General features: G+C 58.1%; 10 protein-coding genes. 7 read left to right on the top strand and 3 right to left on the bottom strand.

What is annotated here, in order from left to right; all coding sequences use genetic code 11:
* Positions 1-166 precede the first annotated feature (166 nt).
* Positions 167-634: a hypothetical protein gene (locus tag DW024_RS09145; RefSeq protein WP_118377537.1), complete on the bottom strand. Its 468-nt coding sequence runs from the start codon at positions 632-634 to the stop codon at positions 167-169.
* 277 nt (positions 635-911) lie between these two features.
* On the opposite strand from DW024_RS09145, the gene DW024_RS09140 reads away from it, so the two are divergent.
* Positions 912-1,343 (top strand): Hsp20/alpha crystallin family protein, encoded by a 432-nt coding sequence (locus DW024_RS09140; protein WP_117635977.1) that lies wholly within the window; start codon positions 912-914, stop codon positions 1,341-1,343.
* Positions 1,344-1,423: 80 nt separating this feature from the next.
* Here DW024_RS09140 and DW024_RS09135 read toward each other — a convergent pair whose 3' ends face one another.
* On the bottom strand, positions 1,424-2,233 hold the full coding sequence (locus tag DW024_RS09135; RefSeq protein ID WP_118094359.1) for an MBL fold metallo-hydrolase: 810 nt from the start codon (positions 2,231-2,233) through the stop codon (positions 1,424-1,426).
* Positions 2,234-2,281: 48 nt separating this feature from the next.
* On the opposite strand from DW024_RS09135, the gene tilS reads away from it, so the two are divergent.
* The 6 genes from tilS (at position 2,282) to DW024_RS09110 (ending at position 8,972) form a co-directional block, all read left to right on the top strand.
* Positions 2,282-3,823, top strand: a complete 1,542-nt coding sequence (gene tilS / locus DW024_RS09130) for a tRNA lysidine(34) synthetase TilS (protein ID WP_199576958.1) — start codon at positions 2,282-2,284, stop codon at positions 3,821-3,823.
* Between the two features lie 148 nt (positions 3,824-3,971).
* Positions 3,972-4,520: a hypoxanthine phosphoribosyltransferase gene (hpt, locus tag DW024_RS09125; RefSeq protein WP_055251779.1), complete on the top strand. Its 549-nt coding sequence runs from the start codon at positions 3,972-3,974 to the stop codon at positions 4,518-4,520.
* 1 nt (position 4,521) lies between these two features.
* Positions 4,522-4,980: an ATP-dependent metallopeptidase FtsH/Yme1/Tma family protein gene (locus DW024_RS10425; RefSeq protein WP_304999847.1), complete on the top strand. Its 459-nt coding sequence runs from the start codon at positions 4,522-4,524 to the stop codon at positions 4,978-4,980.
* A complete protein-coding gene (gene ftsH, locus DW024_RS09120) occupies positions 4,938-6,659 on the top strand; it encodes an ATP-dependent zinc metalloprotease FtsH (protein ID WP_304999846.1) in 1,722 nt (573 codons plus the stop codon). Before DW024_RS10425 ends, ftsH begins: the two co-directional genes overlap by 43 nt.
* Positions 6,660-6,800: 141 nt before the next feature.
* A complete protein-coding gene (locus DW024_RS09115; protein WP_118377536.1) occupies positions 6,801-7,985 on the top strand; it encodes a pyridoxal phosphate-dependent aminotransferase in 1,185 nt (394 codons plus the stop codon).
* Positions 7,986-8,150: 165 nt separating this feature from the next.
* Positions 8,151-8,972, top strand: coding sequence for a PHP domain-containing protein (locus DW024_RS09110; protein WP_117803951.1), 822 nt, complete (start codon positions 8,151-8,153; stop codon positions 8,970-8,972).
* 100 nt (positions 8,973-9,072) lie between these two features.
* On the opposite strand, the gene rlmD is transcribed toward DW024_RS09110, so the two are convergent.
* The gene (rlmD, locus tag DW024_RS09105; protein WP_369834743.1) at positions 9,073-10,287 is read right to left on the bottom strand and encodes a 23S rRNA (uracil(1939)-C(5))-methyltransferase RlmD; all 1,215 of its coding nucleotides are present in this window, start codon (positions 10,285-10,287) and stop codon (positions 9,073-9,075) included.
* Between the last annotated feature and the right edge of the window lie 429 nt (positions 10,288-10,716).

The following is a 10,716-nucleotide window of genomic DNA, read 5'->3' as shown; positions in this document are numbered from 1 at the left end:
GGGGCCAGCCCGTGGGAGGCCAGGGCGCCGCTGACCGGTGGACGGCACCGAGCCGTACGCTTGACTTGAAGAAGGGGGAGGCCTCGCGGCCTCCCCTTTTTTGCGTTTACGGGGCGTAAATGACTCAATTACACCAGACGATCTTGTTGTTTTCGGTATTGAGCCTTTATTTAAAGAAAATAAATCGTATAACAAGGGCAACTGCTATGGCCGCAATGATCAAAAGCAGAATTGTCAGTTGATGCTGCTTGCGTCTTTTACTTGACGAAACGAAGATTGATTTTCCCTGTTTTGGCGTTTCGAGATAGCGAGCCGAATGCGTCAAGGTTTGCTTGGGTCGAGGCCCTCTTTGTTGATGAGCGGCGGATGCTTTCATCGGCTCATCACTAGCTGCGCTGTTTTTAGATAATGGTGCGTCTTTCAGATATACAGGGTCTCCCGAGGCAACGCCCATATGTTTACGTCCCGTTTGGGCTTCTTCGAGCGTTTGATATCGGTTTCTTGTCACATATTTGGGCTCTGGGTCATTGATGGGCTCTTGCGAGATGTGGGGGCGATGGAACCGTGGCGGCTGCGTAGAAGTATCTTCGCCCTGCGTCGGCATAAACATATTGTTCTGGTTTTGGTCGTCCATGATGCCCTTTAGCTCGTTACCAACAACGTGTACGCGCTCATTGTAAGCCCCTTGTTATTTGTAGCTGCGAACATACTTGTTATTTAAGCTCTGGTTCAAAGAACCTTAACCTTACTAAAACCTGAGTCATACACACTTAGATATGCTTATAGTACTGGACTCAAAAAACTTTATAGTCGATGTATATATGGGCACTGGGTGGGCATATATAAGAGCGTCAAAAGAAGTCCCAGTCACCTAGAAGATGGCTCGGCAGTCCTTAAAAGGAGTGGTAAACATGGCAAGCATGGTTCCTTATCGTTCGGTTTTTGGCGTTCGTCCTTCTGCTAGCTCGCTGTTCGATCTGTTTGATGATATGACCGACCTTGCAAACAACTCGATTGCCTCCAAGGCGTTCCCCGTTGACGTTGAGGACAAGGGCGATGGCTACGAGGTCAAGGCGTATCTGACCGGTGTCGCCAAGGATGACATCGACGTTGAGCTCAATGAGGGTCGCCTGTCCATCAGCGTGAACGTCGAGGAGAGCGCCGAAAACGAGGGTAAGAACTTCCTCCAGAAGGAGTTTAGCTCGTACAGCGCGACGCGTGGCGTATATCTGAAGGACGCTTCGAGCGAGGGCCTCTCTGCAAAGTATGCTGACGGCATCCTCACCGTTACGGTTCCTAAGATCGTCGAGAAGAAGAACGTCACGAAGATCTCCATCGACTAACGATGGCTCTGCTTCAATCGAGAGTATGAGTTAAGGGGGCTGGGAAGTGATTCCCAGCCCCCTTTTGTTGTCTTGAGGGGCTATTGAATAGTTGTCGGTTGATACTGACTTGCAGGGCGTATCGAGAGCTTCCGTGGCCCTTGAAGACGGGTGGCAGAACTGCCGAGTTCATCATCGAGACTTGCATCAAGCGCGTTGGCATAGCTTTTGACGGTAAGGCTTGGACGATTATTGTCCTGGCTGATATGCATGGCGATGAGCTGTTCGGTGCGATCGGTAACAAGTTCGCGCGCGGCTTCGGCGGCCTGGTTGTTGGAGAGGTGCCCCTTTGTGGACAGGATGCGCTCCTGAAGAAAGCGGGGGTACGCTCCTTCGCGCAGCATAGCTACATCGTGGTTGCTTTCGAGCGCGAGAACTCGACAGTCTTTGAGGATGCCTATGGCCTTGCTCGATAACTCTCCGGTGTCGGTGGCAAACCCAATGGAATCATCGAGAGCATTAAATCGATAGCCGACAGGATTGATGACATCGTGCGATGTTGAGTAGGTTTGCACGTGGATGCCGGCAATGGGGAGCGTGTCGCCGGGGTCAAATTCCTCTACGGGCAGGCGCGCGAGGTTTTCTTTGCATGAAAGGGTGTCCCTGCTGGCAAAGAGGGGACCATGCCAGTGCTTGCACCATACATCGAGCCCCTTGATATGGTCACCATGCTCATGGGTGATTACAAGAGCGGCGACGTCGTCTGCCGAGAGGCCAAGCTCCGCCATGCGTTTAAGTGTCTCGCGGCGGGACAGGCCGTTGTCGATCATGATGAGCCCCTGAGGTCCCTCGACGAGTGCGCAGTTGCCTTTTGAGCCGCTGCCGAGGATATGAAGGTGCAGGCGAGACATAAGATTCCAAAGGATACAATGAGTGCGGACGAATAGAGGAGGAAGCGAATGCCAACGGTATCTCAGCACTATGGACATCATGCCGCGCCGAGGACGGATAAGAGCGCCCTGGCAACGCGGCAGGCCGCTGCCCCCGTAGTGCTCATGATATCAGGCGGTGCGGACTCGACGGCGCTGCTCCTTATGGCTTGCACATCAAAGCTGGATATCCAGGACGGGCGCGGCGTCGCTCCCATTGCGCGCGAGCGATTGCACGTGCTGCATGTAAACCATCATCTGCGCGGGGAGGCATCCGATGGCGACGAGGCCTTTGTACGTGACCTGTGCGCACAATACGGTTTGCCGCTGTGTGTTGAGCATGCCTATTTTGATGACGAATCGGGCAATATCGAGGCTGCGGCTCGCGAGGTGCGCTATGCCGCGGCACGGAGATACGTTCGCGAACTTTGTGCCGAATCGGGCGCACCGCGGACGGCGGCTCGTATCTGTACCGCGCATACTTCGTCGGACCGCGCGGAAACATTTTTGATGAATGCCATTAAAGGGTCGGGTCCCGCGGGTCTATCGAGCATTCCGCGCCGTCGGAACATTGTGGTTCGCCCCTTGCTCGACCTCACGCACGATGAGCTCGTGAGCTATCTGCAGGTGCACGGTCAGCCATGGCGGGAAGATGAAAGCAACGAGGACGTTTCGTACCTGCGCAACTATGTACGCCATCGGGTGATGCCGGTGGTGGCACAGCGCAACGCGAGCGTCTGTAAGACGATTGGCGCCGCTTGCGAAATTCTGGGCGACGAAGACGCCTTTCTTTCCCAGCTTTCGGCACAGGCGTTTCGAAGCTGCCTGCGCAGGGAAGCGGCGGGCGCACTTGTGCTCGATGCGCGCCGTCTTGCCGCCGCTGAGGTTGTGATTGCACGGCGTATCGTGCGATTGGCGATTAAGCGCATCGATCCCGACGCGCGACCGGAGATGCGGCACGTGGAGCGCGTGCTCGCCTGCGTCGCTGCGGGCTCGGGCTCGGTTACGCTTCCTGCGGGAATTGATGCCCGTGTGGAGTTTGGCACGCTGGCGTTCAAGGCCCCGGCGGCGCGCGAGGGTTTAGTGGCCGATTGGATCTCCGTTCCCGGTCGTCTGCCGCTGGGGGCGGGGCATATGCTGACAGCGGAGCCGATGGCTGTGGAGCCGGGGTGCGATATCGTGCACCGTGCCCGCGAGCTTGCTGCTGCCGGAAAGGTTGCGGCCTTGGTGGATGCGGCGGCCCTGGGGTTTGCCGACCGCGATAGCGAGCGGATGTTAGCCGGCTCGCGCGGGGAGATTCCCACCGAGGCACGATCGGCGCGCCTGTGGGTGGATAGCCCTGTGCCGGGAGACGTGATGTGCCCGTTGGGGATGAACGGCCGAAGCAAGAAAGTGTCAGACCTGTTAAACGAGGCGCGCATTCCTGTTTCAGACCGCTCTGGCGTACCCGTGGTAAGAACGGCTCCGGGAGGTGCCGTAGTATGGGTCGCGGGCGTTCGCGCGGACGAGCGTTTTAAATGCACGGCCGCAACGCGCGTGGCATATCTGCTTCGTGTGGTCGATGCGGAATAGCGCTTCGCGCCAGCTATTCTGTGCGGCGTTGACGGTATTCCCGCGCTGATGGTGCGCGGGCTGGAAAATATACCCCGTGCGCTGCTAGAATGTGTAGTTCGCGTCCATACGGCGGTGTGTGGGCGATTAAGCACAAGAAAGGGTTGTCATGGCTTCTCAACATCCGGATATCGAGAAGGTTCTGTTTACGCAGGAGGATATCGACGGTATCGTCTCTCGCTTGGGCGAGCAGATTACGCGCGACTATGCGGGTAAGGATCTGGTGCTGATTGCGGTCCTGCGCGGCGCCGTGGTCTTTATGGGCGACCTGATGCGCAAGATCGAGCTGCCGACCAACATCGATTTCATGGCTGTTTCGAGCTATGGCGACGGTGTGAAGTCTTCGGGTATCGTGCGTATCATTAAGGACCTGGATATCGACATCCGTGGTCGCGACGTGCTGATCGTCGAGGACATTCTGGACTCGGGCCTGACCCTCAAGTACCTGATGAAGAACCTCGAGAGCCGTAAGCCCGCTTCTCTGGAGGTCGCCGCCTTCCTATGGAAGGACGTTGAGGACCGTACCTCGGCCGTCACGCCCAAGTATGTTGGAACCCATTGCCCCGATGCCTTTGTGGTGGGCTACGGCCTCGACTATGCCGAGCGCTATCGTAACCTTCCGTATCTGGGCATTTTGAAACCGGAGGTTTATTCGTAAGATGCCCGACGACCGTAACGACAACAATTCCCAGACTCCCCGGGAGCCTAAGATCCCGGGGATGCCCGGAGGCAAGAAGCCCACGCGTACGGGCTGGCTGTATTTTATTTTGGCTTGCGCGCTTCTGGGCTACGCCTTCTTTAACATGGGCTCTGGCTTTGCCAACTCCAGCAATACCGTTAAGCTCGCGACGAGTGAGATGGTCGGCGCCATCAAGCAGGATCGCGTCGAAGATTTGACCTATACGGTTCAAGACGGAAGCGTGGCGGGTCATTACTGGAAGACGAAAAAGGACAAGGGCGACACGAGCGAGCTCAAGAGCTTTTCCTCGACCTATGTCGGTTCCGATTCGCTTGCCGAGCTTATGGCGGAGCACCCCGACACCAAGTACATCGTCAACACCAACGACCCCGATTTTTGGGGCGACTTGGCGATGGCGTGCTACCGACGATTGCCCTGATCGCCATCATGTTCTACTTTATGCGCCAGATGATGGGCGCCAATAATAGGAACATGCAGTTTGGCAAGACCAACGCCAAGACCAACGAGGCTACGCGTCCCAAGGTCAAGTTTGAGGATGTCGCTGGCGTGGATGAGGCGGTCGAGGAGCTCGAAGAGATTCGCGATTTCTTGAGCGACCCGGACCGCTATCGCAAGCTGGGCGCCAAGATTCCCCGCGGCGTGTTGCTGGTGGGCCCTCCGGGTACCGGTAAGACGTTGCTGGCCAAGGCCGTTGCCGGCGAGGCGGGCGTGCCGTTCTTTAGCATCTCGGGCTCTGACTTTGTTGAGATGTTCGTGGGCGTCGGCGCCAGCCGCGTGCGCGACCTTTTTAAGGAGGCCAAGTCTCAGGCTCCGTCAATCATCTTTATTGACGAGATCGATGCCGTGGGACGTCAGCGCGGAGCCGGTTTGGGCGGCGGCCACGACGAGCGCGAGCAGACGCTCAACCAGCTGCTGGTCGAGATGGACGGTTTTGAGGAAAGCGAGTCGGTCATCCTGATCGCCGCGACCAACCGCCCCGACATTCTGGATCCGGCGCTGCTGCGTCCCGGCCGTTTTGACCGCCAAGTCACGGTTGACCGCCCGGACGTAAAGGGCCGCGAGCAGATCTTGCGCGTGCATGCTGAGAACAAGCCGATGGACGAGGACGTTAAGTTTGAGAAGCTCGCCCAGATGACCGTTGGCTTTACTGGTGCCGATTTGGCGAACCTGCTCAACGAGTCTGCGCTGCTGGCCGCTCGCCGTCATCGTTCTGTGATCTCGATGGACGAGGTCGAGGAATCGATGGAGCGCGTGATTGCCGGTCCGCAGCGCAAGGGTCGCGTGATGACCGAGGCCGAGCGCACCACGATTGCCTACCACGAGAGCGGTCATGCCCTGGTGGGCCACATCCTGGAGCATTCCGATCCGGTCCACAAGATCTCGATTGTCAGCCGCGGTCAGGCCCTGGGCTACACGCTGCAGCTTCCGCAGGAGGACCACTTCCTCAAGACCAAGAACGAGATGCTCGACGAGCTCGCCGTGTTCTTGGGCGGTCGCGTTGCCGAGGAGCTCATGTGCGATGACATCACATCGGGCGCGAGCAACGATCTGGAGCGCGCGACCAAGATGGCGCGCGAGATGGTCACGCGCCTGGGCATGAGCGAGGAGCTTGGAACGCAGGTGTTTGGTGAGGCGCAGCATCAGGTATTCCTTGGTCGCGATTACGCCGATCACCAGGATTACTCCGAGGAGACGGCGCGCCGCATCGATATCGAGGTTCAGCGCATCATGCGCGAGGCCCATCGCCGTGCGGTCGAGATCCTGGATGCCCGCCGCGATCAACTCGATCTTATGGCGAAAGTGCTGCTTGAGCGCGAGACCGTCGAAGGCGACGCCGTGAACGCCCTGCTCGACAATGAGTGGGATGCCTACCTTGAGCGCGAGGGCGATATCCTGGCGGCCAAGGAGGAGCGCAATGCCAAGGCGGCCGGCATGCCGACCAAGAAGCGCTTGCCTCGCATGAGCGAGGAGGAGCTGGCGGCTGATGCCGCGGCCTTTGCGCAGGCGGCCATGCAGGAGGATGCCGAAGCCGCATCCGATGATGCCGGTGATGGCAATGCTGCCAACGCTGACGGCAACACCGACGCCGACAAATAGTCTTTGTTGCAAAAGCCTCTGCGGGGAAACCTGCGGAGGTTTTTCTTTTGAGCGATATGGGGCCGTCTGTCCCCAATCAACATTGCTGCGGCACTTTGCTCAACTAAAGCGTACAATACCGCCTATGCGAAAGGGGAACAGATGATCAACGAAACCATGTATGCTCGCGGTGCGGAAAGCTCCATCATCCGCGAGATTTTTAGCTATGGCCTTGAGCGCAAGGCGCAGATCGGCGCAGAGAACGTATTCGATTTTTCGCTGGGAAACCCGAGTGTTCCGGCGCCTGCTGCCGTGGCGGAGTCCATTAAGAAGGCCTTGGAGCTGCCGAGTGACCAGCTGCATGGCTATACGCCCGCGCCGGGCCTGCCGCAATGCCGAGCAGCCGTCGCCGAGTCGCTCAACCGCCGCTTCGGTACGAGCTATGAGGGCAAGGATGTCTTTATGACCGTGGGCGCGGCGGCTTCGCTCACCTGTACGCTCAACGCCGTTACGAACCCGGGTGACGAGGTCATTGTTATCGCCCCGTACTTCCCGGAGTATCGCGTGTGGATTGAGAAGGCCGGCTGTACGTGTGTCGAGGCGCTCGCCGATGAAGATACGTTCCAGCTGAGCGTGGATAACGTGCTCAAGGCGATTACCGATAAAACGGCAGCTGTCATCATCGACTCGCCGAACAACCCGACCGGCGCCGTGTATACGCGCGACACGCTGACGCGACTGGCCAATGTTCTGCGCGAGGCCAACGTCAAGCGCGACCCCGAGAACCCGATCATGCTTATCCCGGATGAGCCGTATCGCGAGATTGTCTATGGCGCCGAGGTGCCTTGGGTGCCTTCGATCTACGAGCACACCATCGTGTGTTACTCGTATTCCAAGTCGCTTTCGCTACCGGGCGAGCGCGTGGGCTGGATTTTGGTTCCCAACACCAACCCGCAGGCGGCGCGTCTGATGCCGGCTGTTGCGGGTGCCGCCCGTACGCTGGGCTTTGTGTGCGCACCGGCGCTCTTCCAACGCGTGATTATCGACTGCATCGATGAGCCGAGTGATGTCGAGGCCTATGCGCGCAACCGCACGGCGCTCACCGACGCATTGGCGGAGTACGGCTATACCTATGTTGAGCCGGATGGCGCGTTCTACCTGTGGGTGAAGGCGCTCGAGCCCGATGCAAATGCATTTTGCGAGCGCGCGAAGAAGTACGAGCTGCTCGCGGTTCCCTCGGACAGCTTTGGTATGCCGGGTTGGTTCCGCCTTGGCTATTGCGTGAGTTACGAGACGATTGTCAATTCGCTACCTGCCTGGAAGCAGCTGGCAGACGAGTATCGTTAAAAGCAAAGCGCTCTGCCTGTAATGTTTTACGTGAAACGGGGTTTGGTGTTAAGCCGGACCCCGTTGTCATGTACGTTGTGTCGTTGGGATGGAGCGGTTTTACGACTATCGAAGGCTATGCGTACAATGAATATACGCGACGGCCATGCCGGATAAGGAGATCCGATGCCCTACCTGCTTTCTTGTGATATCCATACCCATACGATGTTCTCTGCGCATGCATATTCGACCATTGAGGAGAATGTGTACTGGGCGGCAGAGCGTGGCCTGCAGGTGCTCGGATCTGCCGACCATCTGAGCTCTATGGTTTCACCTTGCCCCAATGACCTGCGCAGTTACCAGTTCTTTATTAACCAGGATATCTGGCCGCGCATTTGGAGCGGCGTACTGGTGCTGCGTGGTGCCGAGGCCGATATCGTTTCGCTGGACGGCAGCTTGTTTGGCGAGGACATTCCCGTTTCGCTCGATATCGCCGGCGATTCGTATAGTCGTGAGCATTCGCTGTTCGATTTGGTTACGCGCAATTTGGATTATTTGGTTGCGAGTGTGCATAATCCGCAGCTCGCTGAAGGCGCGACGCTCGCCCAGACGACCGAGATGTATATCAATGCTCTGGAGCACCCCAAAGTGTTTATGCTGGGTCACACGGGCCGCTCGGGTGTTTCCTTTGATATCGATGAGGTGTTGTTGGCGGCAAAGGCCAAGCACAAGATTATCGAGATTAACAACCATAGTCTTGAGCATGGTACCGATGCCGAGCATTGGGGCGCTTGTCGCAAGATTGCCGAGCGCTGCGCCGAACTGGGCGTGGGGATTGGCGTCTCGACCGACGCGCACATTGGTATGGCAATTGGCAAGCTCGACCAGGCGCGCAAGATGCTCGATGAGATTCACTTCCCGCTGGATCTGATCGTGACGCGCGATCGCGAGACGCTGCTGCGCGAGATGGCGGCAGCCGGCGTGTGTGACCTGCGCAAGAGCATGTAACGGGCTCATATATCCAACGAAAGGGGGCGGTCCAGACGGGCCGCCCCCTTTCTTGTGCCGGTAGATTTTAAGGCATGTCCCAAAAATCTACTGGGGTGGGTTAGCGGCGCTCGAGGACCGCGACGGTCTCGGTGTGGTCGGTATGGGGGAACATGTCGACTGGCGTGATCTTGAGCAGGCGATAGCCTCCGTCGAGGAGCTGGTGCAGGTCGCGCTCTTGGGTCACGGGGTTGCAGCTGATATAGGTGATGCGGCGCGGCTTGAGCGCGCAGGCGGCCTCGAGGAACTCGGGGGTGGAGCCGGCGCGCGGCGGGTCGATGGAGAGAACGTCAACGCGCTCGTTGTTATCGGCGGCGTCCAGGATGTAATCGGTGGCGTCGTCGGCCATAAACCAAGCGCTGCGGGTGAGGCCGTTGAGCTCGGCATTGCGACGTGCGTCGGCAATGCCCGCCGGGTTACGCTCCACGCCGAGCAGCATAATGCCGACACCTCTGTCCTGGGCATCCTTCGCGGCGCACAGACCGATGGTGCCGCTGCCGCAGTAAGCGTCCATAAGAATGTTGCCCTGCTGCAGGTCCATGCCGTCAATCGCGAGCTGATAGAGCAGCTCGGTCTGCTGCGGATTGGTCTGATAGAACGCGGTAGGGGAGATATCGAATTCGCAACCGAGCAGCTGGTCGCGCATGCACTCGGCGCCATAGACGATACGAGTCTCCTCACCCAAGATGGCGTTACCGGGACGGCCATTGATATTTTGGGCAACGGTGACGATATGCGGATCGAGTACCGCGACGGCCTCAAAGAACTCCTGTGCATGCGGTAAGTCACGCTGGGCGGTCACGAGCGTAACCATGACCTGGTCGGTACGCCAACCGCAGCGGACGACGGCATAGCGAAGCAAACCAAGATGCTTGTCCTCATTAAAGGCGGGAATATGCAGCCGCTCAGCTTCGCGCGCGATGCCGTTGAGAATCTGACGGGCACCTGGCGCCTCGACAGGACACTCGGGTACGGCAACGATCTTGTGCGTGCCACGCTCAAAGAAACCGCAACGGACAGCGCCCTCCTTACCGGGAGCAAAGGGAGTGGCAGCCTTATGACGAAAGCCACGCGGCGCAGGATACTTACCCGGGTCGCCCAGGGTAACACCCATACCGCGAATGGGATCAACGGCAATACCCTCGCGCTCGCAGAGCTCAGCAAACAGCTCTTCCATAGCAGCCTGCTTGGCCGCCAGCTGCTTCTTATAAGGACGATTGATCGCCGTGCATCCACCACAAGCCCGCATGATGGAACAAGGCGACTTGGGATCCACGGCCTTTCGCGCAGGCGAAACCGAATCTTTATGTGGGCGCTTGGTGCGAGTCTGAGATGCCTTGTCCTCGCTCCGACGAGAGCCGGGACGCTTGGCCTTAGCCTTGCCCTTAGCCGACTTGCTTTTTGCAGCTTTAGAAGACTTGGATTTCGTAGAGGATTTCTCCTCTTTTGACCCCTCAGCCGCTTCCACCAAAGCACGACGAGCCCTACGCTCCGCACGAGATTCTGCCATCAATAACTCCACTAATCCATGAATTAAAAGCTGCAAGCATTGTACCGTGCCAAGCCAGCGGGCGATATGCAAGCGGTCATTTCCTGTCAGTGATAAGTCCAACGACGTTTGCCAGGCGCGGACGGGGAGCGGCGCATAATTAAGTTTATCGCGAGTTCCGCACGCAAAGGAAAGCACTTAATGTGCTTTCCGTCT

It is taken from the genome of Collinsella sp. AF37-9 (assembly GCF_003475115.1).
Taxonomy (GTDB): Bacteria; Actinomycetota; Coriobacteriia; order Coriobacteriales; family Coriobacteriaceae; genus Collinsella.
Note: the sequence above shows the minus strand (reverse complement) of the source record. Positions and strands in the feature narration are given on the sequence as shown.